This is a genomic window from Nioella nitratireducens (assembly GCF_001879715.1).
GTDB lineage: Bacteria > Pseudomonadota > Alphaproteobacteria > Rhodobacterales > Rhodobacteraceae > Nioella > Nioella nitratireducens.
Genome location: NZ_MNBW01000003.1, coordinates 1 through 24428 on the forward strand (window position 1 = coordinate 1; position 24428 = coordinate 24428).

Sequence of the window (24428 nt, forward strand, 5' to 3'; positions counted from 1 at the left end):
GATGGCCGGTGCGCTCGAACTTGCCGAGGCGTTTGATATCGAGGTGGATCATGTCGCCGGGATGCTCACGTTCATAGCGCCGCACCGGCTCGGCAGGCTCCAGATCGCGCAGGCGGCTGAGGCCCGCCCGGCGCAGCACCCGGCTCACCGTCGCAGGCGAAACGCCGGTCTTGGCAGCAATATGCGCCCCCGTCAGGCGTTCACGGCGCAAGGAAATGATCCGCTCCGCGACATCCTCAGGCGTCGGATTGCGCAGAGAATGCGGCCGCGACCGGCGGTCCCGCAAACCGCTTCGGCCCTCCTGTTCATATCGTCGCCACCACTTCGCAGCGGTCTTGGCAGAACAGCCGCAGACGGCCCCGGCTTGCGAAAAGGCCATCCCGGCTGCGATCATCCCAACAAGCCGCTCTCGACCCAAAGGCGTCAGTCTGGTATTCTGATGCACGTTCATTCGATCCCTCCGAACAGTGTTGAAGCTTGGTAACTCCAACCAACTCGGTCAGGATCGAATGGACAACCTGTTGAAAGCTCACATCTAGAGCATGTCGCGCAAATGTGGGGACAGGTATTGCGCTCCTCTGACCCGCTGATCAACCGGACACGGCCACATAGCCGGACGCCGCAAACTCCCTCGGCGTCCGGCTTCTTTTTGGGAACGGGGCACAGTCAAAACGGGGCCAGGCACATGTCGGGCACCCAGCCCTCTTGCCCGCTGGCCATTCGGCAGCGCGACCAACCCAGCCGATGAGCGAGCGGCGACAGCGAGTCGCCGGGGACCACAGTCAATTCGGTCGTGTCGAAGTCTTCGGTGATGGTGCCGCCCGCGACGATCTGCGCCGGAACCCATCCGCCAAGGCCATTTGCGGCCACGACCCATTGCCAGCCGGGGTATTCGTCATCGACCCGACCGGGGGTGACCCGCTGCCCGGCAGTGACGGACAGCGCGGGGGAGTAGGTCGCGCGCCAAGGCTTGATGACGCGCAACCGGGGGGTATCAGGCGTGGATTGCGCCATCGCCACAGGCCAGTGCCGCTTCACGCACCGCCTCGGAGAAGGTCGGGTGGGCATGGCAGGTCAGGGCCACGTCCTGCGCAGAGGCGCCGAATTCCATCGCAACGCAGATTTCGTGGATCAGGTCGCCCGCCGCCGGGCCAATGATGTGGCAGCCCAGAATCCGGTCGGTTTCCTTGTCGGCGAGGATCTTGACGAAGCCTTCGCCCTGGAAAACGGCCTTGGCGCGGCCATTGCCCATGAAGGAGAACTTGCCGACCTTGTAGGCGCGGCCCTCGTTCTTGAGCTCTTCTTCCGTCTTGCCGACGGTGGCCACCTCTGGCGCGGTATAGATCACGCCGGGGATCACGCCGTAATTCACATGGCCATGCTTGCCTGCCAGAACCTCGGCCACTGCCATGCCTTCATCTTCGGCCTTGTGGGCCAGCATCGGGCCGGGGACGGCATCGCCGATGGCATAGATGCCCGCGATGTTGGTCGCCCAGTGGTCGTTGATCTTGATCTGGCCGCGCTCGGTCTTTTCGATGCCAAGGGCGTCGAGGCCCAGACCCTCGGTATAGGGTTTGCGACCAGTTGCGACCAGAACAACGTCGGCATCGACCTGATGGTCGCTGTCATCCTTGCGCAGCTTGTAGTTGACCTTGGCCTTGGTCTTGAGCGTTTCGACGGACTGCACGGCGGCGCCCATGATGAAATTGAGGCCCTGCTTTTTCAGGATACGCTGGAAGCTCTTGGCCACTTCGGCGTCCATGCCGGGGGTGATGTTGTCGAGGAATTCGATCACCGTCACCTCGGCCCCGAGGCGGGCATAGACCGAACCGAGTTCAAGGCCGATGACGCCCGCGCCGATCACCACCATTTTCTTGGGTGTTTTGGGCAGGGCCAGCGCGCCGGTGGAGGTGACGACGATTTTCTCGTCGATTTCCACGCCGGGCAGCGAGGTGGGTTCTGACCCGGATGCGATCACGATATTCTTGGCCTCGTGCACATCGTCACCGACCTTGACCTTGCCAGCCTCGGGGATGGTGGCCCAGCCCTTGATCCAGTCGACCTTGTTCTTCTTGAACAGGAACTCGATGCCCTTGGTGTTCTGGCCGATCACGTCATCCTTGTAGGCCAGCATCTGGTCCCAATCGACGGAGGGGGATTTGCCCTTGAGGCCCATCTTGGCGAAGTTGTGCTCGGCCTCGTGCAACTGGTGGCTGGCATGGAGCAGCGCCTTGGAGGGGATGCAGCCCACGTTCAGGCAGGTGCCGCCAAGCGCGTCGCGGCCTTCGACGCAGGCGGTCTTGAGGCCCAGTTGCGCACAGCGGATCGCGGACACGTAGCCGCCGGGGCCGCCGCCGATGATGATCACGTCATAACTTGCCATATTGAACCTCCTTGGGTGTCTTTCCGGGCATGTTCCCCTAGGGAATGAGGGCCAAACCCCGCCACGTCAACCGTAAAGAAAAAACGGCCCCAAAAAACGGGTCGGTTTTTCGGGCACATTTTCGAGAGGCCGCAATTTTGTGATCACAAAGCGATATTCGTGATTATTCGGCCGCATCGGCGGCGTCTTCCTCGAATGGCGGGGCTGTCCATTCCGCGATTTTCTCGGGCGTGAGTATCCGGTCGCGCCGGTCGTAGAACCAATGCAGGGCGGCCTGTTCGAGATGGTAGAGGATCAAGTCCTCGCGCAGTTCCTCCAACTCTTCCCCTACCTTGGGCAGAAGCCGAAGGATCGAGGTGTCTTCGACTTCGTTGCGGTTGCAGCGGTGGTAGAAGATCGAGTCCTTGAAGTATTTGCCGAGACCTTGCGTATTCGCTGCGCCCCGGTCGTTCTTCATCAGGAAGGTATCGTCGGAGCGGATGGCGTAGTGATTGATCTGGGCGTTGTCCCAGGTCAGTTCGGTCCGGTCCATCTTGCGGTGGCGTTCATGCGGTGGCTTGAAAAGCGAGTCGGACGTGATCTGCACCCCGCGCGTGTTGTGGTTGCGCACCTTGGGGTGGGTGGGATGTTTCGGCATGTGGATCGACACGGCGGAGAATTTGCGCGCCTTGAACATCGCCTTGTGCAGGCAGGAGTTCCACGCCGGTTCCGCCTTGGCCATGGTGAAATTCTCGGTCACCAGCCCGCCGGGCCATGTCTGGTGCCCGTTATTGCCGAAGAGGCGCCAGGCGATGGCGATGGATTCCGTGGGGGGGATCAGGTCGAGCAGGTCATCGACATGCCCCTCGCCGCAGGTGACGTCGAGAAATTCGTCGCTGTCCACATGCAGGCACCATTCGGCGAGCACCAGATCATCGACGTCTTCGCGCGCGATGCGAAGGGATTCCATCTGGGGCCGCCCCGCCCCGCGCCAGTCGTTGCGCAGGTGGCGGACATAGCCCATCTGTTCCAGCCGATCGAGCATCAGGTCGGTGCCGTCGGTGCAGTTGTTGGTCACGATCACCGCCTTGTCGAAGCCGATCACGCGGTAATAGGCGATCCATTCCAGCAGAAACATGCCCTCGTTGCGCATACAGGACAGGACGACCTTGTCGCCGTGGCGGCTGGTCATGCGGCGGCCCTTCCTTGTGCGGCACCCTCTTGGGGGAGGGTCCATTCGGCGATGCGTTCTGGCGTCAGCACGCGGGTGCGGCGATTGTCCCACCATATCTGGGCGGCGCGTTCCAGCGTCGCCAGCAGGGGGTCTGTGCGCATGTCATCCAGCCGGTCCTGCACTTCGGGCAAGTGGCGCAGGATCGACTGATCCTCGCGCCGGTTGGTGTTGTACCGGCGATGGAAGGTCGAGTTGAGATAGCGCTTGGTGCCGCCCCGGTCGGCCCCGTCGCCACGGTCGTTCTTGAGCAGGAAGATATCTTCGGACTTGACCGAGTAGTGATTCACGCAGGCGCCGTCCCATGTCAGTTTGGTCCGGTCCATGCCCCGGTGGCGTTCATGCGCCATGGTGAACAGCGCGGTGGTGTCGATGGCCTCGCCCAGTGCGTTGCACTGGCTGGCGTCGGGACGCAGGGGATGCTTGGGCATATGCACCGTCATCGCCTGAAACTTGCGCGGCTGGAACAGGGCCTTGTGAAAGGCGGTGGACCAGAAGGGTTTCTTGTCACAGGCAGTGAAGCGTTCCAGCACGTTGCCGCCGGGCCAGACCTTGTGGCCGTTGTCACCGAAGGGGCGCCACGCGATGGCGCAGGCGTCGAAGGGATGCACCACCTCGATCAGGTCGTCGATCCGGTGTTGGCCGTGAAAGATGTTGAGAAATTCGTCACTGTCCACATGCAACAGCCAGTCGGCCCCGGCGACTTCGGGGATGTCTTCCTTGGCCATGCGCAACCCGTGGATCTGCGGGCTTTCCTTGCCGTAGCGATCGTTGCGGAAATGGGTGACGTGGCCCAGTTCCTGCAAGCGATCGAGCATCAGGTCGGTGCCGTCGGTGCAATCGTTGGTCAGGACCACGAGGTGATCGAAGCCGAGGCTGCGGTAAAAGGCGACCCATTCCAACAGGAAGAGCCCCTCGTTGCGCATACAGGACATGACGGTGCGGGTGCCGAAGCGGCTGTTCATGGGCGTCGCCCCCAAAATGACTGCTCTTGTCGCGCTCTAGCAGGCGCTTTGGGCAAGAGTATGCCGATTGGGTGACGAAAGGGCAAACGAAAGCGGATTGTTTCCCGTGGGTAAATTATATTTCGCAAATTTGCATTTTCTCGCAATTTGATTAGTATCTATGGCGTTTTGTGTGGGGGCGAAATGCGCCATATTGAAAGTAACTGTGTGTGCCTGTGTCCGGCCCGAATTGCGCGGGGCCTTTTTCTGGCGACGGGGGCGATGGTTCTGCTGGGGTTGGGGGCGGATCTGGTTTTTCTATCAGATCCACGTAACCCATTGATCTTGCTTGCAATGGAATTGTTCAACCCGGACCGTGAGATGAATATATTTTCATGGTACAATACCGGGCTATTGCTGCTGAACGGGGTATTCCTGTTCGTTGTTGCGGCCTTGTGGCGGCGGAATGACCGCATGTTGGCACGCGGGTTGACCCTGTTGGGGGGACTGTTCCTGTTGATGTCGCTGGATGAAATGGTGTCGATCCATGAGCGGGTCGGACGAGAGCTGGGCATGCTGCTGTTGGGCCGCGAGGTGGTGTACCTGTGGCTGTTTCCGGCGGCTGTGGTCGTGGTCATCACCGTGGCGATCCTGCTGCCGATGCTGTGGCGTATGCCCCGCCGGGTGATGACGATCATGGGGATCAGCGGCGTGGTCTATTTGCTTGGCGCCATGGGCATGGAGGCGTTCGGCTGGCACCTGATAGAAAGCCGGGGACAATGGGGGATCGACTACCTGTTCTCGACATGGGTCGAAGAAAGCCTAGAAATCACGGGGCTGACCATCTTCCTTTTCGCGCAGACCCTTGCGGGGGCGGCGTCGGGCCATTCGCTGGTCTTCGGGTCGCGGGTGGCCCTCAGGCTAGAGCCGCAAGCAGCATCAGCACCGTCGCGCCAAGGCCAACCGCCCAAATGATCGAACGTCCCGGCACCCAACCAAAGGCATAGGCGGGGACGTAGAGGATGCGGGCGGCAAGGTAGACCCATGCACAGGTTTGGGTGAGCAGCGAGGATTGCCCGCCGCGTGTCACCACGAGGACGGCGATGGTGAACAGGATAAGCCCCTCGAAATGGTTGCTCATGGCGCGATGCAGGCGGCCGGTGCGGGGGCTGACCTGATCCATCAACGGTTTTTGCAGGTGCTCGGGGTCACGGGGGGAGAGGGTCTTGGCGGTGCCGAGTTCAAGGTTCGCGGGGATCGCCATGAGGACGATCTGCACGACCTGCCAGAGCGCGGCGAGGGCGAGGACGGTGAGTTCGGGGGTCATAGCAACTGAATGAGCATAAGCCCGAGGCCGGAGAGCGAGACAAAGAAAACGACAGATCTGATCAGAGGAACACCCGAAACATAGACCGGGATATAGACAACGCGCGCCCAGAACCAAACCGCCGCGCCAAGCGCCGTCGTTTCATTTCCTGCATCTGCGACGGTCACGGCCAGGGCAAGGGCAACGAAGGCGACATAGGTTTCCAGATAGTTTCGCAGCGCCTTTTGGAGGCGTTCCGCCAAAGGGTTTTGTTCGCGATCCTCATCGCGAGGGCCAAGCGCCCATCCGATCCCCTTGGACAGGTCCGAAAAAGTAGCCTGCACAAGGACATGGGCAATCAACAGAACGACCGAGTAAGCGAGATATGTAAGTTCGGGGGTCATGACGGTGCCTATCAACAAAGGAGGGCGGGGAACCCCCCGCCCTTGCAATAGATAGATAAGGGGTGATGACAGTCCACCCTTCTCTTACAAATCCATCAGCAACCGCCGCGGATCTTCCAGCGCTTCTTTCACCCGCACAAGGAACGTCACCGCGCCTTTGCCGTCGACGATGCGGTGATCGTAGGACAGGGCCAGATACATCATCGGGCGGATCACGATCTCTCCGTTCACGACCATCGGGCGGTCCTGGATCTTGTGCATCCCGAGGATACCCGATTGCGGCGGGTTCAGGATCGGCGAGGACATGAGCGAACCGTAAACGCCGCCGTTCGAGATGGTGAAGGTGCCGCCCTGCATTTCTGCCATGGACAGTTTGCCGTCACGGGCGCGGCGGCCTTTTTCACCGATGGCCTTCTCGATCTCGGCAAAGGACATGCTGTCGGCATCGCGGATCACCGGCACGACCAGACCCTGCGGGGTGCCGGCGGCGACGCCCATGTGAACGAAGTTCTTATAGACGATGTCGGTGCCGTCGATTTCGGCATTGACCTCGGGCACCTCTTTCAGCGCGTGGCAGCAGGCCTTGGTGAAGAAGGACATGAAGCCCAACCGCACGCCGTGCTTCTTCTCGAACTGGTCCTTGTACTGGTTGCGCAGGGCCATCACCTCGGTCATGTCCACCTCGTTATAGGTGGTCAGGATCGCGGCGGCGTTCTGCGCGTCCTTGAGGCGCCGGGCGATGGTCTGGCGCAGGCGGGTCATCTTGACCCGTTCCTCGCGCGAGGCATCTTCGGCGGCGACGGGCGCGCGCGGGGCGGCTGCCGGGGCCGGGGCCGATGCGGCGGGGGCCGGGGCGGCGACGGCCTTGAGCACGTCTTCCTTCATCACGCGGCCATCGCGGCCCGTACCCTGAACCTGATCGGGCGAGAGACCCTTTTCAGCCATCAGCTTTTCCGCCGAAGGCGCGTTTTTCACGTCGCCGTCCGATGCGGCAGCAGCCGGGGCCGGGGCTTCGGCTGCCGGGGCAGAGGCCGACGCGCCACCGATCACGGCCAGCTTGGCCGAGGCATCCACAGTGGTGCCTTCGGGGGCCACGATTTCCGACAGCACGCCCGAGGCAGGGGCCGGAACCTCGACCGACACCTTATCGGTTTCCAGTTCGCACAGCATTTCGTCCTGGGAGACGCTATCGCCAACCTTCTTGAACCATGTCGAGACGGTCGCCTCGGTCACGGACTCGCCAAGCGTCGGCACCATCACGTCGACGGCATCGCCACCACCCTGTTCAGCGGGCGCAGCCGCCGGGGCAGCCCTGGATGTGGTGGCGGGGGCGGGCGCAGCGCCCTCCCCGGATGACAGTGTGGCCAGCAGAGCATCGACGCCGACGGTTTCGCCCTCGGCGGCCACGATCTCGGCAAGGGTTCCGGCGGAGGGCGATGGCACTTCGACCGTCACCTTGTCGGTTTCCAGCTCGCACAGCATTTCATCGACGGCCACGGCATCGCCCGGCTTCTTGAACCAGGTGGCGACGGTGGCCTCGGTGACACTTTCGCCCAGTGTGGGCACGCGGACTTCTACGGACATTCCTTATTTCCCCTCGATGGTAAGCGCGTCATTCACGAGCGCGGCTTGCTGTGCTTTGTGCTGGCTGGCCAGACCCGTCGCGGGCGAGGCCGAGGCGTTGCGCCCGGCATAGATCGGTCGCTTGTGATCGGCGCCGATCCGGCCGAGCACCCATTCGATATTCGGCTCGACGAAGGTCCAGGCGCCCTGGTTCTTCGGCTCTTCCTGGCACCAGACGACCTCGGCCTGCTTGAAGCGCTCCAGTTCCTTGACCAGCGAGAGCGCGGGGAAGGGATAGAATTGCTCCAGACGCATCAGGTAAACGTCGTCCAGACCACGCGCGTCACGCTCTTCCAGCAGGTCGAAATAGACCTTGCCCGAACACATCACCACGCGCTTGATCTTGTCATCGGACACCAGTTCGGTGTCCGAGTTGCCATATTGCGCATCGTCCCACAGCACGCGGTGGAAGCTGGACCCGGTGGTCATCTCTTCTGCCTTGGACACGGCCATCTTGTGGCGCAGCAGCGATTTCGGCGTCATCAGCACCAGCGGCTTGCGATAATCACGATGCATCTGGCGGCGCAGGATGTGGAAGTAGTTGGCCGGCGTCGTGCAGTTGGCGACGATCCAGTTGTCTTCGGCGCACATCTGAAGGAAGCGTTCCAAACGGGCCGAACTGTGTTCCGGCCCCTGACCTTCAAAGCCGTGCGGCAGCAGGCAGACAAGGCCCGACATCCGCAGCCATTTGCGTTCGCCCGAGCTGATGAACTGATCGAACATGATCTGCGCGCCGTTGGCGAAATCGCCGAACTGGGCTTCCCACAGGACCAGAGCGTTCGGTTCGGCCAGCGAATAGCCGTATTCGAAGCCGAGCACAGCGTATTCCGACAGCATCGAGTCGATGACGTCGTAATGCGCCTGCCCCTCGCGGATATGGTTGAGCGGGTAGTAGCGGTTTTCGGTTTCCTGGTCGATCAGGCCAGAGTGGCGCTGGCTGAACGTGCCGCGGGTCGAGTCCTGCCCGGCCAGCCGCACCGGGTAGCCCTCGGTCAGCAGGCTGCCGAAGGCGATCGCCTCGGCGGTGGCCCAGTCAAAGCCCTCGCCGGTTTCGAACATCTGCTTCTTGCTGTCCAGAAGTCGCCCGACCGTTTTGTGCAGGTTGAAGCCATCGGGCGCGGTGGTCAGCGCGCGGCCCACTGCGGCCAGCGTTTCCGGCTTGATGGCGGTTTCGCCACGCTGGTATTCCTCGCCCTGTTTGTCGAGATGCGACCAGCGTCCGTCCAGCCAGTCGGCCTTGTTGGGCTTGAATTCCTTGCCGGCCTCGAACTCTTCGTTCAGGTGGCTCTGGAAAGCGGCCTTCATGTCCTCGATCTCGCCCTCGGGGATCAGGCCGTCCTTGACCAGCCGGTCGGTGTAGATCTGAAGCGTGGTCTTCTGTTTCTTGATCTTCTTGTACATGATCGGGTTGGTGAACATGGGCTCGTCGCCCTCGTTGTGACCAAACCGGCGGTAACAGAAGATGTCGATGACCACGTCCTTGTGGAATTTCTGGCGGAACTCGGTGGCGACCTTGGCGGCGTGAACCACGGCCTCGGGGTCGTCGCCGTTGACGTGGAAGATCGGCGCCTCGACCATCAACGCGATGTCCGTCGGGTAGGGCGACGAGCGCGAGAAGTGTGGTGCGGTGGTAAAGCCGATCTGGTTGTTCACGATGATATGCATGGTGCCGCCGGTGCGGTGCCCCCGCAGACCCGACAGGCCAAAGCCCTCGGCCACAACGCCCTGACCGGCAAAGGCCGCGTCGCCGTGCAACAGCACCGGCAGAACCGACATGCGATCGGGGTCGTTCAACTGGTCCTGCTTGGCGCGGGCCTTGCCCAGAACCACCGGGTTCACCGCCTCAAGGTGCGAGGGGTTGGCGGTTAGCGAGAGGTGCACCGAATTGCCGTCGAATTCGCGGTCGCTGGAGGCGCCGAGGTGGTATTTCACGTCACCCGAGCCATCGACGTCCTCGGGCTTGAAACTGCCGCCCTGAAATTCGTTGAAGATCGCGCGATAGGGCTTTTGCATCACGTTGGCCAGCACCGACAGGCGGCCCCGGTGCGGCATGCCGATGACGATTTCCTTGATGCCCAGATTGCCGCCACGCTTGATGATCTGCTCCATCGCGGGGATCAGGCTTTCGCCGCCGTCAAGGCCGAAGCGCTTGGTGCCCATGTATTTGACGTGCAGGAATTTCTCGAAGCCCTCGGCCTCGACCAGCTTGTTCAGGATCGCCTTTCGCCCCTCGCGGGTAAAGCGGATTTCCTTGTCGAAGCCCTCGATCCGCTCCTTGAGCCACCCAGCCTCTTCGGGGTTCGAGATATGCATGTATTGCAGCGCGAAGGTGCCGCAATAGGTGCGCTTGACGATGTCGACGATCTGGCGCAGCGAGGCGACTTGCAGCCCCAGCACATTGTCGATGAAGATCGGACGGTCCATGTCGGACTCGGTGAAACCGTAGGATTTCGGGTCGAGTTCCGGGTGCTTGGAGGGATCGCGCATCCCCAGCGGGTCCAGGTCGGCGGCCAGATGGCCCCGGATCCGGTAGGCGCGGATCAGCATCAGCGCGCGCAGGCTGTCCAGAACCGCCCGCTTGATCGCCTCGTCCGAAACCTCGACGCCCTTTTCCGCGGCCTTGTCCTTGATCTTCTTGCCCGCGCTCTTGGCCTCTTCCGGCTCGGGCGCCCATTCGCCGGTCAGCGCGCCGGTCAGGTCGTCGTTGGGTTGTGGCGGCCAGTCACGGCGCATCCAAGATGGCCCGGCGGCCTCGGCCTGCACATCCGATCCGGTATCGCCAAGCGCGCGGAAAAACTCCTGCCACGCCTGATCGACCGCGTTGGGGTCGTTGGCATACTGGGCGTAGAGCTGTTCCAGATATTCCGCGTTGGCCCCTTGCATGAAGGAAGAGGCGTGGAAGAGGTCATTGGGGCTTTGGTCGGTCATGATCTTACCTCTGTCGGGTTGGGACCGTGCGAATGGCCGGTGGAGGGCTTGAGGCAGGAGCGGCGGCGCATCCACTCATCGTCCGGCCTTTATCTTTGTTGTCCGTCGGGCGAGGACAAGGCCCCCGCCCGGCGCGGCCAATCAACCTTTGATCGCTTCCAGCACAGCCTCACCCAGCGTCGCGGGGCTTTCGGCCACCACGATGCCTGCGCGCTGCATGGCTTCGATCTTGTCCTCGGCGCCGCCCTTGCCACCGGCGACGATGGCGCCCGCGTGGCCCATGCGGCGGCCCGGAGGTGCGGTGCGGCCAGCGATGAACCCGGCGGTCGGCTTCCAGCGGCCCTTCTTCTTCTCATCGGCCAGGAACTGCGCCGCGTCTTCTTCTGCCGCGCCGCCGATTTCACCGATCATGATGATCGAATGGGTCTCGTCATCGGCCAGGAACCATTCCAGCACGTCGATATGCTCGGTGCCTTTAATGGGGTCGCCGCCGATGCCGACGCAGGTGGACTGGCCGAGGCCCACATCGGTGGTCTGCTTGACCGCCTCGTAGGTCAGCGTGCCCGAGCGCGATACGACGCCGACCGAGCCACGCTTGTGGATGTGGCCGGGCATGATGCCGATCTTGCAGGCGTCGGGGGTGATGATGCCGGGGCAGTTGGGGCCGATGAGGCGGGACTTGGAGCCTTCCAGCGCGCGCTTGACCTTCATCATGTCGAGCACCGGGATGCCCTCGGTGATGCACACGATCAATTCCATCTCGGCGTCGATGGCTTCAAGGATCGAGTCGGCGGCGAAGGGCGGCGGCACGTAGATGACGGAGGCATTGGCTTCCGTGACGTGCTTGGCCTCATGGACCGAGTCGAACACGGGCAGGTCCAGATGCGTCTGGCCGCCCTTGCCGGGGGTCACGCCGCCGACCATTTTGGTGCCATAGGCAATGGCCTGTTCGGAGTGGAAAGTGCCTTGGCTGCCGGTGAAACCCTGACAGATCACTTTGGTGTTTTCGTCTACGAGGACTGCCATTGATTTACCCTTTCACCGCTTTCACGATCTTCTGCGCGCCATCTTTCAGGTCGTCCGCAGCGATCACGTTCAGGCCCGAGGAGCTGATGATTTCCTTGCCCTTGTCCACGTTGGTGCCTTCCAGACGGACCACCAGCGGAACTTGCAGGCCGACCTCTTTCACCGCGGCGATGACGCCCTCGGCGATGATGTCGCAACGCATGATGCCGCCGAAGATGTTCACCAGAATGCCCTTCACGTTGGGGTCGCTGGTGATGATCTTGAAGGCTTCGGTCACTTTCTCTTTCGTGGCGCCGCCGCCGACGTCGAGGAAGTTGGCCGGTTCCGCGCCGTAGAGCTTGATGATGTCCATCGTCGCCATGGCCAGGCCCGCGCCGTTGACCATGCAGCCGATCTCGCCATCCAGCGCGATGTAGTTGAGATCGTACTTGGAGGCGGCGAGTTCCTTGGGGTCTTCCTCGGTCTCGTCACGCAGGTTGGCGATGTCGGGGTGGCGATAGATGGCGTTGCCATCGAAGCCGAGCTTGGCGTCCAAAAGCTTGAGGTTGCCGTCTTCCATCACGATCAGCGGGTTGATCTCCAGCATCTCCATGTCCTTCTCGACGAAGGCCTTGTAGAGCTGGCCGAGCAGTTGCACGCACTGCTTTACCTGCGGGCCGGTCAGGCCGAGCGAGAACGCGACGCGGCGGCCATGGTAGGGCATGTAGCCGGTGGCCGGGTCGATGGAGAAGCTGAGGATTTTCTCGGGCGTGGAGGCCGCCACTTCTTCGATGTCCATGCCGCCTTCGGTCGAGGCGACGATCGAGATGCGGCTGCTGCCACGGTCGACGAGGAAGGCGAGGTAAAGCTCGCGCTCGATGTCCGAGCCGTCTTCGATATAGATGCGGTTGACTTGCTTGCCCGCCGGGCCGGTCTGGTGCGTGACCAGCGTCTTGCCCAGCATCTTCTTGGCTTCTTCGGCGGCTTCCTCGACCGATTTGGCAAGGCGGACACCGCCCTTTTCGCCGGCCTCAAGCTCTTTGAAGCTGCCCTTGCCGCGGCCACCTGCGTGGATCTGGGCCTTGACCACCCACAGCGGGCCATCGAGTTGCCCTGCGGCGTTCTTTGCGTCTTCGGCCTTGACGACCACGCGGCCATCGCTGACCGGGGCGCCGTATTCGCGAAGCAGTGCCTTCGCCTGGTATTCATGAATGTTCATGAAACTGTCCCATATTGCTACTAGGTCGGGACCGTCTAAGCACAAGTATTGCGTGTAAAGAAACGTCATTCTGCCGCATCTGCGGGCGAGAGCGGAAAAAAGCGCATTTTGTGATCACAGGGCGAAAATGTGTGATCACAAAATGCAAATCCTTGTTCGCAAGGGCGTTCGTCGCCCGAATCAGTCGCAAACAGGCCCTTTCATTACAAACGGGCGGCCCAAGGGCCGCCCGCAAAACTCAGGTCTAGGCCTTGCTCAGGCCAGCGTGTCGTCGATGGCCTTGCAGGCATCGACAAGCCCCTTCACCGCGTCAACCGACTTGGTGAACATCGCCTGTTCTTCCTTCGACAGTTTGATGTCAACGATGCGTTCGACACCGCCGGCACCAATGATGGTGGGCACGCCGACATAGAAACCGTCGAGGCCGAATTCACCGTCACACCACGCCGCGCAGGGCAGCAGGCGCTTTTGGTCTTTCAGGTAGGCTTCGGCCATTTCGATGGCCGAGGTGGCGGGCGCGTAGTAGGCCGAGCCGGTCTTGAGCAGACCAACGATTTCGGCGCCGCCGTCACGGGTGCGCTGCACGATGGCGTCCAGCTTGTCCTGCGTCGTCCAGCCCATGGCCACCAGATCGGGCAGCGGAATGCCGCCAACGGTCGAATAGCGGACCGACGGCACCATGGTGTCGCCGTGGCCGCCGAGAACGAAGGCGGTGACGTCGCGCATGGACACATTGAATTCCACCGACAGGAAGTGGCGGAAGCGGGCGGAGTCGAGAACCCCGGCCATGCCGACAACCTTGTTCGCGGGCAAGCCCGAGAACTGCTGCAGCGCCCAGACCATCGCGTCGAGCGGATTGGTGATGCAGATCACGAAGGCGTCGGGGGCGTTGTCGCGGATGCCTTCGCCGACCGACTTCATGACTTTCAGGTTGATGCCGAGCAGGTCGTCGCGGCTCATCCCCGGTTTGCGGGGCACGCCGGCGGTCACGATGATGACGTCTGCGCCCGCGATGTCGGCGTAGTCGGTGGTGCCTTTCATCGCAGCATCGAACCCTTCGGAGGGGCCGGATTCAGCGATGTCGAGTGCCTTGCCCTGCGGGGTGCCGTCGGCGATGTCGAACAGGACAACGTCGCCGAGTTCCTTGATTGCGGCGAGATGGGCGAGCGTGCCGCCGATTTGACCTGCGCCGATGAGGGCAATCTTGGGTCTGGCCATGAGAATTCGTCTCCGAGCTCAGTTGAAATCGAGGTTGGCCTAGCCTCAGCAGGGGAGTCGCGCAAGGGTATAGCTGCGCGGCGGAAAGACCCATGCGGGCGGTGGGTGGCGCGGGAATCCTGTAACATGTTGAAATGTGGCTATATCTCGCCACAATGCGGCATGTTAAATTGTATGCGACCGTATGCTGAACGGAACATTTCTGCGTGAGACACGCTGAAAACGCGGGCTCGGGCAGCGGAACATGGGGATTTACAGAGGGGCGCCCCCCCTGGCGACATGCTGAAGGCACGGTCTTCGGCAGGCATTCCTGAAAGCGACGCGCGCAACAAAGTTTCGCTACAGCGCGGCACAAAGCAACTTGCATTCGCAGCATTCTTTGTGTTTGGGTGCGCCGGACCTCGGACAGAAGGACGTTTTTCATGGAACAGACCGCGCCCCCCTATCGTTCCGTTCTCTACATTCCCGGCTCGAAAGAGCGTGCGCTGGAGAAGGCCAAGACCCTGCCCGTCGATGCGATCATCTTCGATCTCGAAGATGCGGTCGCGGTGGAGGAAAAGGCCAATGCCCGCGCGACGCTTGCCAATGCGCTGGCGGCCGGGGGCTTTGGTGCGCGCATGCGGATCGTGCGGATCAACGGGCTTGACACCCAGTGGGGCGATGCCGACGCCAAGGCGGTCGCCAAAATGGATTGCGACGCAGTACTGTTGCCCAAGGTGGAAAGCGCGCGCCAGGTCGATGCGCTGGCGGCTCTTGTGGGGGGCAAGCCGATCTGGGCGATGATGGAAACCCCGCGCGGCATGTTGAACGCGGCTGAAATTGCCGCCCATCCGCAGATGCAGGGCTTTGTCATGGGAACGAATGACCTTGCCAAGGAAATGAACACCCGGTTCCGGGCCGACCGGTTGCCGATGATGGCGGGGCTTGGCCTTAGCCTGCTGGCGGCCAAGGCGGAAGGCATCGTGATCGTCGACGGCGTCTACAATGCATTCAAGGATGATGAGGGGCTGGCGGCCGAATGCGCGCAGGGCCGCGACATGGGATTTGACGGCAAGACCCTGATCCACCCCGCGCAGGTTGCCATCGCCAACGCCGCCTTTGGCCCGTCCGAGGCCGAGGTCGATCTGGCCCGCCGCCAGATCGCCGCCTTTGAAGAGGCCGAGGCATCGGGGCAGGGTGTCGCGGTTGTCGATGGCAAGATCGTCGAGAACTTGCATGTGGTCACCGCCAAGTCCACTTTGGCCAAAGCGGAGGCCATTGCCCTGATCGAGGCTGGCTGACGCGATAACCCAGCCAGCTTTCACGGAGACGCGCGCATGTATTTTACCCTCTTGGTCCTTGGCCTTGCCCTGTGGTGGGCGGCCCACCTTTTCAAACGAATTGCCCCTGACGCCCGAGCCAAGCTGGGCAATGGCGGCAAGGGTCTGGTCGCGCTGGTGCTGCTGGCCAGCGTCGTGCTGATGGTCATCGGCTTTCGCGGAACGCCCTATGTCAACGTCTGGATGCCGCCCGCGTTCGCCACGCATATCAACAACCTGCTGGTTCTGGTCGCGCTTTTCCTGTTCGCGGCAGGCGACGCCAAGGCGGCGATCACCAAGAACATGCGCCACCCGATGCTGGCCGGCATGAAGACATGGGCCGTCGCCCACCTGATCGTGAATGGCGATCTGGCCTCGATCATCCTTTTTGGCGGCCTGCTGGCCTGGGCCGTGGTCGAAGTCATCACCATCAACCGGGCAGAGCCTGAATGGGCGGGGCGCGAGGGCACCTCGATGAAGGGCAATATAATCGCGCTCGTGGGCGCCATCGTCGTGATGGGCATCATCGGCTTCATCCACACCTGGCTCGGCCATCCGCCGTTCGGGTGATCGGATGCGGCTGTACCGTCTGTTGACCGGCAAGCGTAGCTCGGTCTTTGGCCACACGGTCACGGCGGCTTTGAAAGCGGGGTGGTCGCTGCGTGGTGACCCCTCTTACGCCTTTCACGCGGCGGCGGGCGTGATGCTTTGCGCCCACGCCGTGGTGAAAGTCGCCCCCGGCCCCTATTCCCCCGACCCCAAGCTTGGAGACCAGTAAGCGATGGCCAAGACAAACCCCGGTAATTTTTTCGAGGATTATTTCATTGGTCAGCGGATCGACCACGCGGTGCCGCGCACCGTGTCGGGGGGCGAGCGGGCGCTTTATCATGCGCTCTACCCCGCCCGTCACGCGCTGCACTCCTCGGATGAGTTTGCCCGGGCTTGCGGTCTGGCCGCCTCGCCGCTGGATGATCTGGCCGCGTTTCACGTGGTCTTCGGCAAGACGGTGCCGGACGTGTCGCTGAATGCGGTGGCCAATCTGGGCTATGCCGAAGGGCGGTTTCGCAAACCGGTCTATCCCGGTGACACGCTGCGGTCGGTGTCAAAGGTGATCGGGCTCAAGCAGAATTCCAACGGAAAATCCGGCGTGGTCCATGTCCGAACCGAGGGCCTGAACCAGCGGGACGAGGTGGTGCTGGACTATGTGCGTTGGGTGATGGTGCGAAAGAACGACCCGAACGCCCCGGCCCCGGAAACGGTGATCCCCGACCTGGACAAGGTGGTTCCGGCCGAGAGCCTCGTGATCCCGGAAGGCCTCGATTTCACCAACTACGACTTTACCCTCGCGGGTGAGCCGCATCGGTGGGGCGATTACGAGGTGGGCGAGATCATCGACCACGTGGACGGCGTCACCATGGAAGAGGCCGAGCACATGATCGCCACGCGCCTGTGGCAGAACACCGCCAAGGTTCATTTCGACGCCACCTTCCGCCCCGATGGCCAGCGGCTTATCTATGGCGGGCATGTCATTTCGATGGTGCGGGCGCTGTCCTTCAACGGGCTGGCCAATGCGCAAATCATCGCGGGGATCAACGCGGGTGCCCATGCCAACCCCTGTTTCGCGGGCGACACCGTCAAGGCGTGGACAGAGGTGCTGGACAAGGCCGAGACGCCCGCCCCCGGTGTTGGCGCGCTGCGGCTGCGGCTGGTGGCGACCAAGGGCGGCACGCCGGGGCAGTTGCGCGGCGAGGATGGGAAATACCTGCCCGAGGTGTTGCTGGATCTGGATTACTGGGTGCTGATGCCGGTCTGATGCGACCTGCCCGCCAATCCTGCCCTTTGCGAGTGATGGTTTGCGTCGCCCCGCAATCGCCGCGGGGCGGGGGCGATTCTGGCAGCAGTATGACCCTGCGCGGGAATTTTGCCGGAAACGGGGCGGGCGTCGAGACCCAGAGTGTTGCCCGCATCGCAACATATGCGGCGCATTAATGATTGATTAGTGGATGAGTTTCGTTAACCTATCCAAAAGGACAGGTTAAAGGGCCCCTCCATGTATTCGCTTTCTGTCGCACTCTATTATCTGGCGGCCTTGGGGACCATTTTCATGGCTTCCCGCTATCTGTTTGGCACCTTGCCCACGCCGTATCATCAGGAAATCATGCGCAGGTCGGCGGGGGAAATGCCCCAGATCGTCGATACGATCCTGCAATCGCACGGGCGAGCGCTTGGCGCTGCCCTGCTGGCCAGTGGCGTGTCGATCTATCTGTTCGCGGACATGATCCAGCCAGACTCCAGTTTCATTGTCCGGGTGCGCCCGGTGCTGGTCGGACTGATCATCGGAACGCCGATCACCGTCTATACCCGGCGGCTGGAAGTGCAGACCGGTGTCACCGCGCCATGGCGGGTCTCTTTGGTTCTTCTGGCGGTGCTGCTGGCGGGATTTGCGGTTTCGTTTTTGTGATCACACTAGGAAATTTCGTGATCACAAAATGAGTTTCTGCGTCGATTAGACCCAAAAAACTGTCCCGTCTGGCCGACCTTTTCACGTCTGGGCAGGTGACTCTGCGAAAAATCCCGCTATGCATATAGGGTAAGAAGCATTCACCTAGCACAACCTGAAAGGGTGTTCGCCATGGCTGACGTGAACCGGGGCAACCGGCCCCTGTCCCCGCACCTCCAGATCTATCGCAAGCAGCTCAACTCTGTGACCTCCATCATCAACCGTCTGACCGGTATCTCCCTGCTCGGGGGTGCGCTGCTGGTGGTCTGGTGGCTGATGGCAGCGGCCTCGAGCGCTGAATATTTCGCCTTCGTCGACGGGCTGATGACTTCGGTCCTCGGCGACATCGTGATGACGCTCTCGCTGTTGGCGCTGTGGTATCACGCGCTGGCCGGTGTGCGGCACCTCGTATGGGACATGGGCTTTGGCCTTGACCCCGAGGCGTCCGACAAAATGGGCTGGGGCATCATCATCGGCACCGTCGCCTTCACCTTCCTGACCATCATCGCGATCTGAGGAGGCCCGATCCAATGGCATTCATGACCGACCGCAAACGCGTGATTGGCCTCGGCTCGGCCAAATCGGGCACCGATCACTTCTGGAAGACCACCGTGACCTCGGTCGCGCTGCTTGTTGTCGTCCCGATGTTCCTGTTCACGTTCGGGCCGCTGCTTGGCGCCCCCTATGAAGAGGTGATCGCCACCCTGTCGCGTCCCTTCCCCGCCGTCTCGGCAGCCCTGATGCTGATCGCCGGCTTCTACCATTTCCGTTTGGGCATCCAGATGGTGATCGAAGACTACATGGAGGGCCTTTCGCGAAAGGTCGCCATCGTCGTCATGGCCTGCGTCAGCTACGGGCTGATGGCCCTTGGCCTCGTATCGCTCGCCCAGATCGCGCTTTAATTCAGGGACAGGAGATCAGAAAGAATGACCGCGTCCTACGACATTACCCATCACACCTATGACGTCGTGGTGATCGGCGCTGGCGGCTCGGGCCTCCGCGCGACCCTCGGCATGGCAGAACAGGGGCTCAAGACCGCCTGTATCTCCAAGGTGTTCCCGACCCGCTCGCACACCGTGGCGGCACAGGGCGGAATCGCCGCGTCACTGTCCAACATGGGCCCCGACCATTGGCAGTGGCACATGTACGACACCGTGAAAGGCTCGGACTGGCTGGGCGATACCGACGCCATGGAATACCTCGCCCGCGAAGCCCCCAAGGCGGTGTATGAACTGGAGCATTACGGCGTTCCGTTCAGCCGCACCGAAGATGGTACGATCTACCAGCGTCCCTTCGGCGGCCACACCACCGAGTTCGGCGAAGGCCCCCCGGTGCAACGCACCTGCGCCGCCGCCGACCGCACCGGCCACGCCATCCTGCACACGCTTTATGGCCAGTCGCTCAAGCATAACGCGGAATTCTACATCGAGTATTTCGCCACGGACCTGATCATGTCCGAAGATGGCCAGTGCCAAGGCGTCGTAGCGTGGAAGCTTGACGATGGCACCATGCATGTCTTTTCGGCCAAGATGGTGGTTCTGGCGACCGGCGGCTACGGCCGCGCTTATTTCTCGGCCACCTCCGCGCACACTTGCACCGGCGACGGCGGTGGCATGGTGGCCCGCGCGGGCCTGCCGCTTCAGGACATGGAATTCGTGCAGTTCCACCCGACCGGCATCTACGGCTCGGGCTGCCTGATCACCGAGGGCGCCCGTGGCGAAGGCGGCTACCTGACCAACTCGGAGGGCGAGCGGTTCATGGAACGCTACGCGCCGACCTACAAGGATCTGGCGTCGCGCGACGTGGTTAGCCGTTGCATCACCATCGAGATCCGCGAAGGGCGCGGCGTAGGGCCGAACAAGGACCACATGCACCTGCACCTCAACCACCTGCCGCCCGAGGCGTTGGCCGAACGGCTGCCGGGTATCTCGGAATCGGCCCGGATCTTCGCCGGTGTCGATGTCACCAAGGAACCGATCCCGATCCTGCCCACCGTGCACTACAACATGGGCGGTATCCCCACGAACTACTGGGGCGAGGTTCTGAACCCCTCCGCCGACGAACCCGACGCCGTGGTGCCCGGCCTGATGGCCGTGGGCGAGGCCGGTTGCGCGTCGGTGCACGGGGCCAACCGCCTCGGCTCCAACTCGTTGATTGACCTCGTGGTCTTTGGCCGGGCCGCCGCGATCCGCGCTGGCAAGGTGGTCGATCCCGAGGCGGCGAACCCGACCTTGAACCAGGCCTCCATCGACAAGGCCCTTGGCCGGTTCGACGGTATCCGCTACGCCAACGGCTCAACCCCGACCGCTGAACTGCGGCTGGAGATGCAAAAGACCATGCAGGCCGACGCCGCCGTCTTCCGCACAGACAAGACGCTGGCCGAAGGCGTCGAGAAGATGACCGCCGTGGCGGGCAAGCTTAACGACATCAAGGTCACCGACCGGTCGCTGGTCTGGAACTCTGACCTGATGGAAACGCTGGAACTGACCAACCTGATGCCGAACGCATTGGCCACCATCACCGGGGCCGAGGCGCGCAAGGAATCCCGCGGCGCCCACGCGCACGAGGATTACCCCGACCGCGACGACAAGGCATGGCGGGTCCACACGATTTCCCGTGTCGATGGCAATCGGGTCGATCTCAGCTATCGCCCGGTGCACCTTGATCCGCTGTCCACGGCGGAAGAGGGTGGCATTGATCTCAAGAAAATCGCGCCCAAGGCGCGGGTCTATTAAGGAGACGGAGACATGGTTCAATTCACGCTTCCGAGAAACTCCAAGATCATCACCGGCAAGACCTGGCCCAAGCCGGACGGTGCCACCAATGTTCGCAAGTTCCAGATCTATCGCTGGAACCCGGATGATGGCAAGAACCCGCAGGTCGATACGTATTTCGTCGACATGGACGCTTGCGGGCCGATGGTTCTGGACGCGCTGATCAAGATCAAGAACGAGATCGACCCGACGCTGACCTTCCGCCGGTCCTGCCGCGAAGGCATCTGCGGATCTTGTGCGATGAATATCGACGGGATCAACACGCTGGCCTGTATCTACGGCATGGATGAGATCAAGGGCGACGTGAAGATCTACCCGCTGCCGCATATGCCGGTCGTCAAAGACCTGATCCCCGATCTGACCCATTTCTATGCGCAGCATGAATCGATCATGCCGTGGCTGGAAACCAAGACCTCGGCCCCGGAACATGAATGGCGCCAATCCATCGAGGACCGCAAGAAGCTCGACGGGCTTTATGAATGCGTGATGTGCGCGTGCTGTTCGACGTCGTGCCCGAGCTACTGGTGGAATGGCGACCGCTACCTTGGCCCCGCCGCGCTGCTGCACGCGTATCGCTGGATCATCGACAGCCGCGATGAGGCAACCGGCGAGCGTTTGGACGATCTGGAAGATCCGTTCAAGCTGTATCGCTGCCACACCATCATGAACTGCGCCAAGACTTGCCCCAAGGGCCTGAACCCGGCCAAGGCCATCGCGTCGATCAAGAAGATGATGGTCGAGCGTCAGCTTTGATCGCATCGCATGTGTGAAGAGGGGCCGGCGAATACGCTTTGCCGGCCCCTTTTTCATGGTCCATCAGAGGCGTGGTATGGGGCCCCTTGCCCCTGCGCGGACCTGGGATATCCTGCGGGTCCATGACCGGAAGCGATGCATATCTGCCAAATTGGGTACGGGATGTCCTGCCGCAGCAGGATCCGCTTGTTGCAGCGGGGCTGGCCCTGTTCGCTACAGCGCTTTGGCTTGGCATCGGTTGGTGGCTGCTGCGGCGGGGTCGCCGAAAACCGCGCCTGACCAGCGTCGAGACGACATCTCGGCAAGCTGCAATACCGCAGGGTCCGCGTGCTTGTCATTGGGCGGTCGACCCAAGCCGTAGACTGGCTCGCCACCCGCTTTGGGTCTGTTCAGCCTGTGGCGCCGAAGCCTTCACTCAGGACGGTCAGCCGCCGAAAGAATGCAAACGCGGCCTCATGCCTTCAGCTTTGTAAGGCCAGCGCTTGTGGTCTTTCCCATCTCTTGCCTATAAATTGAATCCACCCCTCTTGGACGCATGAAATGCCCCAGATTACCGACAGCCTGACCCTCGCGCTCCTCTATTCCACGCTGGCGGGCATGGCGATTCCGCTTGGCGGTTTTCTGGCACAGATCGAACATATCCGGCCCCGCTGGATGGAAAACGAACTGCGCCACTCCGTGATTGCCTTTGGCGGCGGGGCGCTCGTGTCCGGGGTAGCCCTGGTGCTGGTTCCCGAGGGGGCGTTACATCTGGCCCCCGGCCACAGCATTGCGTTGTTCGGGATTGGCGGGATTGCCTTTGCCGGGCTCGACGTGATGCTGGCCCGCAGGGGTGGCGGGTCGTCCCAATTGGTGGCCATGCTGCTCGATTTCCTGCCCGAGTCGCTGGCACTTGGCGCTTTGCTGGCCACGGGGTCGGAAACCGCCTTGGTGCTGGCCGGGATCATCTTTTTGCAAAACCTGCCGGAAGGGTTCAACGCCTATCGCGAAATCACCACTGTTTCCCGCCTGCGCCCGCGCCGGGTGCTGCTGTTCTTTTGCCTGCTGGTCCCGATCGGACCTTTGGCCGCGACTCTTGGGCATATCGTGCTGGTCGATGCGCCCGGAACGCTTGGTGGGATCATGCTCTTTGCGGCGGGGGGCATCCTCTATCTGGTGTTCGAGGATATCGCCCCTCAGGCCGTTCTGGCAAACCGTCACGCGCCGCCGCTTGGGGCCGTGGCCGGATTCATGCTGGGGCTGGCAGGGCATCTCACGGTCGGATGACCATGCGTAACCCGTTGAGCGCCATGCAAATCCTGCAACGGGCGTTTGCCGAAACAGGGGGTGTGCCGCGCTGTGGCGAGGTCTATCTTCTGCGTCAAGGGAGGACAGTTTGACGATGAGAAACCCGATGTCCCAGACCTCTGACGCCCCCGCCCAGTTCGACGCCGACGAAGCCCTGCGTCTTCTTGAAGAGTCCCTGTCCTATTACAGCCCCGTCGCGCCCCGGAAAGTGGCGAAGGTGGAATACGAAGACCTGCCGCTCGCCGCGTGATCGGCTCCTACAGCGTGTCCAAGGATCGCTAAGCCGGTTCTCCATTTTGCCCGACATGCACTAGGTTCAGCAAAAGGCGCCCCCCCCCGTGGGGGCGTTTTCGTGTCATCGGGCTAGGGGTGGTGCACAACCAATGGTATAGTGGGGGCCGTGTCCAAAGCGCGGAGCGTATCCATGACGACCACCCTTCTTGTCGGCACCACCAAGGGCGCCTTCCTGATTTCAGCCGATCCCGACCGGCAGGACTGGACTGTCACCGGACCGCATTGCGATCTTTGGCCTATCAACCATGTGGTCGGCGACCCGGAAATCGGCACGATCTGGGCCGGTGGCGGGGGCGAGTGGCAGGGCGCGGGCGTCTGGCGGTCGACCGATGGCGGCGCGACATGGACACTTGCCAAGCTTTCCACCGGACAGCTCGACCAGTGGGCCGCGAACGATGCCGGGTTCGCCGAGATGATCGGCTGGACGGATGAGCCCGTCCCCTTCGGGGACGAATTGCACTCGGTCTGGTCCCTTCATCATGCGCACGGACGCCTTCATGCCGGTGTGAAACCCGGCACGCTGTTGCACAGCCGCGATGGCGGCGAAAGCTGGACCCGGAACGAGGCGCTCGCCAACCACCCCGACCGCGAGGGGTTCACCCCCGGTGCGGCGGGGCTGACACTGCACACGATTCTCACGGATCCGGGCGCGCCGGGGAAAATCTGGCTGGGTATCTCTGCGGCGGGCGTTTTCGCGTCGGACGATGGCGGAACAAGCTGGGACCGTCGCAACCGTCTGTCGAACGCCGAGGCCTGCGGGCCCCACGACCATCCCGCCGCCCCGCGTGACGGGCAGACCGGGTTTTGCGTGCATAACATGGTGCGCGCGGGCGACAGCGGCACGCTCTACCAGCAAAACCACCACGGTGTTTTTCGCAGCCGCGACGGGGGGCGCTCGTGGGATGATATCACCGAGGGGTTGCCCTCGACCTTCGGATTCCCCATCGCGGTAAACCCGCAAGACCCCGAGATGATCTGGACCTTCCCGCTCAACGGCGACATGGCGGGCCGCTACCCGCCCGATGCCGCCGCCGCGGTCTGGCGCTCCTGCGATGGCGGCGCGACATGGCAGGCCACCCGCAATGGCCTGCCGCAAGAGGCGTGCTTTTTTACCGTGCTGCGTCAGGCGATGGCCACAGACACCGAGGATCGGCCGGGCGTCTATTTTGGCACCAACAGCGGCTCGGTCTTTGGCTCGACCGATACCGGAGAGACTTGGGTCGAGGTCGCCCGCCACCTGCCCACGGTCCTGTCGGTCGAGACCCTGACCACCGGGTGACGC

The 24428-nt window shown here is 62.4% G+C and carries 25 protein-coding genes; 13 read left to right on the forward strand and 12 right to left on the reverse strand.

Annotated features, from left to right (window positions below; genetic code table 11):
• The 5 genes from BKY27_RS02930 to BKY27_RS02950 form a co-directional block, all read right to left on the reverse strand.
• A partial coding sequence (locus tag BKY27_RS02930; protein ID WP_146636155.1) for a helix-turn-helix domain-containing protein occupies positions 1-451 on the reverse strand: 451 nt, incomplete at its 3' end.
• 215 nt (positions 452-666) lie between these two features.
• A complete protein-coding gene (locus BKY27_RS02935) occupies positions 667-1014 on the reverse strand; it encodes an SH3 domain-containing protein (protein ID WP_071672953.1) in 348 nt (115 codons plus the stop codon).
• Entirely contained in the window at positions 995-2383 is a 1389-nt protein-coding gene (gene lpdA / locus BKY27_RS02940; protein ID WP_071672954.1) for a dihydrolipoyl dehydrogenase, read from the reverse strand. The genes BKY27_RS02935 and lpdA overlap by 20 nt, the downstream gene beginning before the upstream one ends.
• A 163-nt stretch (positions 2384-2546) precedes the next feature.
• Positions 2547-3554 (reverse strand): glycosyltransferase family 2 protein, encoded by a 1008-nt coding sequence (locus BKY27_RS02945; RefSeq protein WP_071672955.1) that lies wholly within the window; start codon positions 3552-3554, stop codon positions 2547-2549.
• A complete protein-coding gene (locus BKY27_RS02950; protein WP_071672956.1) occupies positions 3551-4558 on the reverse strand; it encodes a glycosyltransferase family 2 protein in 1008 nt (335 codons plus the stop codon). The genes BKY27_RS02945 and BKY27_RS02950 overlap by 4 nt, the downstream gene beginning before the upstream one ends.
• Before the next feature lie 360 nt (positions 4559-4918).
• Here BKY27_RS02950 and BKY27_RS02955 point away from each other — a divergent pair, with 360 nt between their 5' ends.
• The gene (locus BKY27_RS02955; protein ID WP_146636157.1) at positions 4919-5512 is read left to right on the forward strand and encodes a hypothetical protein; all 594 of its coding nucleotides are present in this window, start codon (positions 4919-4921) and stop codon (positions 5510-5512) included.
• Here BKY27_RS02955 and BKY27_RS02960 read toward each other — a convergent pair.
• The 7 genes from BKY27_RS02960 to mdh form a co-directional block, all read right to left on the reverse strand.
• Complete coding sequence (locus tag BKY27_RS02960) at positions 5454-5864, reverse strand: MAPEG family protein (RefSeq protein ID WP_071672958.1); 411 nt, start codon at positions 5862-5864, stop codon at positions 5454-5456. The two genes, BKY27_RS02955 and BKY27_RS02960, sit on opposite strands and share 59 nt — an antisense overlap.
• Positions 5861-6247 carry an MAPEG family protein gene (locus BKY27_RS02965; RefSeq protein WP_071672959.1) on the reverse strand — a complete coding sequence of 129 codons (387 nt, stop codon included), beginning with the start codon at positions 6245-6247 and terminating at the stop codon, positions 5861-5863. Before BKY27_RS02965 ends, BKY27_RS02960 begins: the two co-directional genes overlap by 4 nt.
• Positions 6248-6331: 84 nt before the next feature.
• The gene (odhB, locus tag BKY27_RS02970; protein WP_071672960.1) at positions 6332-7831 is read right to left on the reverse strand and encodes a 2-oxoglutarate dehydrogenase complex dihydrolipoyllysine-residue succinyltransferase; all 1500 of its coding nucleotides are present in this window, start codon (positions 7829-7831) and stop codon (positions 6332-6334) included.
• Between the two features lie 3 nt (positions 7832-7834).
• The gene (locus BKY27_RS02975; RefSeq protein ID WP_071672961.1) at positions 7835-10798 is read right to left on the reverse strand and encodes a 2-oxoglutarate dehydrogenase E1 component; all 2964 of its coding nucleotides are present in this window, start codon (positions 10796-10798) and stop codon (positions 7835-7837) included.
• Between the two features lie 141 nt (positions 10799-10939).
• Positions 10940-11824 carry a succinate--CoA ligase subunit alpha gene (gene sucD / locus BKY27_RS02980; protein ID WP_071672962.1) on the reverse strand — a complete coding sequence of 295 codons (885 nt, stop codon included), beginning with the start codon at positions 11822-11824 and terminating at the stop codon, positions 10940-10942.
• Positions 11825-11828: 4 nt separating this feature from the next.
• Positions 11829-13022: an ADP-forming succinate--CoA ligase subunit beta gene (gene sucC / locus BKY27_RS02985; RefSeq protein WP_071672963.1), complete on the reverse strand. Its 1194-nt coding sequence runs from the start codon at positions 13020-13022 to the stop codon at positions 11829-11831.
• Positions 13023-13277: 255 nt separating this feature from the next.
• Positions 13278-14240, reverse strand: a complete 963-nt coding sequence (gene mdh / locus BKY27_RS02990; protein WP_071672964.1) for a malate dehydrogenase — start codon at positions 14238-14240, stop codon at positions 13278-13280.
• A gap of 422 nt (positions 14241-14662) precedes the next feature.
• Between mdh and BKY27_RS02995 the strand changes: the two genes are divergently transcribed.
• From BKY27_RS02995 to BKY27_RS03045, 12 genes are all read left to right on the forward strand, one after another.
• Positions 14663-15520, forward strand: a complete 858-nt coding sequence (locus BKY27_RS02995; protein ID WP_071672965.1) for an HpcH/HpaI aldolase/citrate lyase family protein — start codon at positions 14663-14665, stop codon at positions 15518-15520.
• 36 nt (positions 15521-15556) lie between these two features.
• Positions 15557-16108 carry an NnrU family protein gene (locus BKY27_RS03000; RefSeq protein ID WP_071672966.1) on the forward strand — a complete coding sequence of 184 codons (552 nt, stop codon included), beginning with the start codon at positions 15557-15559 and terminating at the stop codon, positions 16106-16108.
• Between the two features lie 4 nt (positions 16109-16112).
• Entirely contained in the window at positions 16113-16316 is a 204-nt protein-coding gene (locus tag BKY27_RS03005) for a DUF1737 domain-containing protein (protein WP_071672967.1), read from the forward strand.
• Between the two features lie 3 nt (positions 16317-16319).
• Entirely contained in the window at positions 16320-17351 is a 1032-nt protein-coding gene (locus BKY27_RS03010) for a MaoC family dehydratase (RefSeq protein ID WP_071672968.1), read from the forward strand.
• Positions 17352-17588: 237 nt separating this feature from the next.
• The gene (locus tag BKY27_RS03015) at positions 17589-17999 is read left to right on the forward strand and encodes a hypothetical protein (RefSeq protein ID WP_071672969.1); all 411 of its coding nucleotides are present in this window, start codon (positions 17589-17591) and stop codon (positions 17997-17999) included.
• 171 nt (positions 18000-18170) lie between these two features.
• Positions 18171-18554 carry a succinate dehydrogenase, cytochrome b556 subunit gene (sdhC, locus tag BKY27_RS03020; RefSeq protein WP_071672970.1) on the forward strand — a complete coding sequence of 128 codons (384 nt, stop codon included), beginning with the start codon at positions 18171-18173 and terminating at the stop codon, positions 18552-18554.
• Between the two features lie 14 nt (positions 18555-18568).
• Positions 18569-18940 (forward strand): succinate dehydrogenase, hydrophobic membrane anchor protein, encoded by a 372-nt coding sequence (sdhD, locus tag BKY27_RS03025; protein WP_071672971.1) that lies wholly within the window; start codon positions 18569-18571, stop codon positions 18938-18940.
• Positions 18941-18964: 24 nt separating this feature from the next.
• The gene (gene sdhA / locus BKY27_RS03030; RefSeq protein ID WP_071672972.1) at positions 18965-20773 is read left to right on the forward strand and encodes a succinate dehydrogenase flavoprotein subunit; all 1809 of its coding nucleotides are present in this window, start codon (positions 18965-18967) and stop codon (positions 20771-20773) included.
• A gap of 12 nt (positions 20774-20785) precedes the next feature.
• A complete protein-coding gene (locus BKY27_RS03035) occupies positions 20786-21565 on the forward strand; it encodes a succinate dehydrogenase iron-sulfur subunit (RefSeq protein WP_071672973.1) in 780 nt (259 codons plus the stop codon).
• 540 nt (positions 21566-22105) lie between these two features.
• Complete coding sequence (locus BKY27_RS03040; RefSeq protein ID WP_071672974.1) at positions 22106-22831, forward strand: ZIP family metal transporter; 726 nt, start codon at positions 22106-22108, stop codon at positions 22829-22831.
• Positions 22832-22958: 127 nt separating this feature from the next.
• On the forward strand, positions 22959-23102 hold the full coding sequence (locus BKY27_RS20090; RefSeq protein WP_158514955.1) for a hypothetical protein: 144 nt from the start codon (positions 22959-22961) through the stop codon (positions 23100-23102).
• A 174-nt stretch (positions 23103-23276) separates the two neighbouring features.
• On the forward strand, positions 23277-24425 hold the full coding sequence (locus BKY27_RS03045) for a WD40/YVTN/BNR-like repeat-containing protein (protein WP_071672975.1): 1149 nt from the start codon (positions 23277-23279) through the stop codon (positions 24423-24425).
• Positions 24426-24428: the final 3 nt, after the last annotated feature.

Excerpts from the sequence above, each read along its gene's own strand:
- BKY27_RS02935 (WP_071672953.1), bottom strand. The coding sequence starts at position 1,014 with ATGGCGCAATCCACGCCTGATACCCCCCGGTTGCGCGTCATCAAGCCT.
- lpdA (WP_071672954.1), bottom strand. The coding sequence starts at position 2,383 with ATGGCAAGTTATGACGTGATCATCATCGGCGGCGGCCCCGGCGGCTAC.
- BKY27_RS02945 (WP_071672955.1), bottom strand. The coding sequence starts at position 3,554 with ATGACCAGCCGCCACGGCGACAAGGTCGTCCTGTCCTGTATGCGCAAC.
- BKY27_RS02950 (WP_071672956.1), bottom strand. The coding sequence starts at position 4,558 with ATGAACAGCCGCTTCGGCACCCGCACCGTCATGTCCTGTATGCGCAAC.
- BKY27_RS02955 (WP_146636157.1), top strand. The coding sequence starts at position 4,919 with ATGAATATATTTTCATGGTACAATACCGGGCTATTGCTGCTGAACGGG.
- BKY27_RS02960 (WP_071672958.1), bottom strand. The coding sequence starts at position 5,864 with ATGACCCCCGAACTCACCGTCCTCGCCCTCGCCGCGCTCTGGCAGGTC.
- BKY27_RS02965 (WP_071672959.1), bottom strand. The coding sequence starts at position 6,247 with ATGACCCCCGAACTTACATATCTCGCTTACTCGGTCGTTCTGTTGATT.
- odhB (WP_071672960.1), bottom strand. The coding sequence starts at position 7,831 with ATGTCCGTAGAAGTCCGCGTGCCCACACTGGGCGAAAGTGTCACCGAG.
- BKY27_RS02975 (WP_071672961.1), bottom strand. The coding sequence starts at position 10,798 with ATGACCGACCAAAGCCCCAATGACCTCTTCCACGCCTCTTCCTTCATG.
- sucD (WP_071672962.1), bottom strand. The coding sequence starts at position 11,824 with ATGGCAGTCCTCGTAGACGAAAACACCAAAGTGATCTGTCAGGGTTTC.
- sucC (WP_071672963.1), bottom strand. The coding sequence starts at position 13,022 with ATGAACATTCATGAATACCAGGCGAAGGCACTGCTTCGCGAATACGGC.
- mdh (WP_071672964.1), bottom strand. The coding sequence starts at position 14,240 with ATGGCCAGACCCAAGATTGCCCTCATCGGCGCAGGTCAAATCGGCGGC.
- BKY27_RS02995 (WP_071672965.1), top strand. The coding sequence starts at position 14,663 with ATGGAACAGACCGCGCCCCCCTATCGTTCCGTTCTCTACATTCCCGGC.
- BKY27_RS03000 (WP_071672966.1), top strand. The coding sequence starts at position 15,557 with ATGTATTTTACCCTCTTGGTCCTTGGCCTTGCCCTGTGGTGGGCGGCC.
- BKY27_RS03005 (WP_071672967.1), top strand. The coding sequence starts at position 16,113 with ATGCGGCTGTACCGTCTGTTGACCGGCAAGCGTAGCTCGGTCTTTGGC.
- BKY27_RS03010 (WP_071672968.1), top strand. The coding sequence starts at position 16,320 with ATGGCCAAGACAAACCCCGGTAATTTTTTCGAGGATTATTTCATTGGT.
- BKY27_RS03015 (WP_071672969.1), top strand. The coding sequence starts at position 17,589 with ATGTATTCGCTTTCTGTCGCACTCTATTATCTGGCGGCCTTGGGGACC.
- sdhC (WP_071672970.1), top strand. The coding sequence starts at position 18,171 with ATGGCTGACGTGAACCGGGGCAACCGGCCCCTGTCCCCGCACCTCCAG.
- sdhD (WP_071672971.1), top strand. The coding sequence starts at position 18,569 with ATGGCATTCATGACCGACCGCAAACGCGTGATTGGCCTCGGCTCGGCC.
- sdhA (WP_071672972.1), top strand. The coding sequence starts at position 18,965 with ATGACCGCGTCCTACGACATTACCCATCACACCTATGACGTCGTGGTG.
- BKY27_RS03035 (WP_071672973.1), top strand. The coding sequence starts at position 20,786 with ATGGTTCAATTCACGCTTCCGAGAAACTCCAAGATCATCACCGGCAAG.
- BKY27_RS03040 (WP_071672974.1), top strand. The coding sequence starts at position 22,106 with ATGCCCCAGATTACCGACAGCCTGACCCTCGCGCTCCTCTATTCCACG.
- BKY27_RS20090 (WP_158514955.1), top strand. The coding sequence starts at position 22,959 with ATGTCCCAGACCTCTGACGCCCCCGCCCAGTTCGACGCCGACGAAGCC.
- BKY27_RS03045 (WP_071672975.1), top strand. The coding sequence starts at position 23,277 with ATGACGACCACCCTTCTTGTCGGCACCACCAAGGGCGCCTTCCTGATT.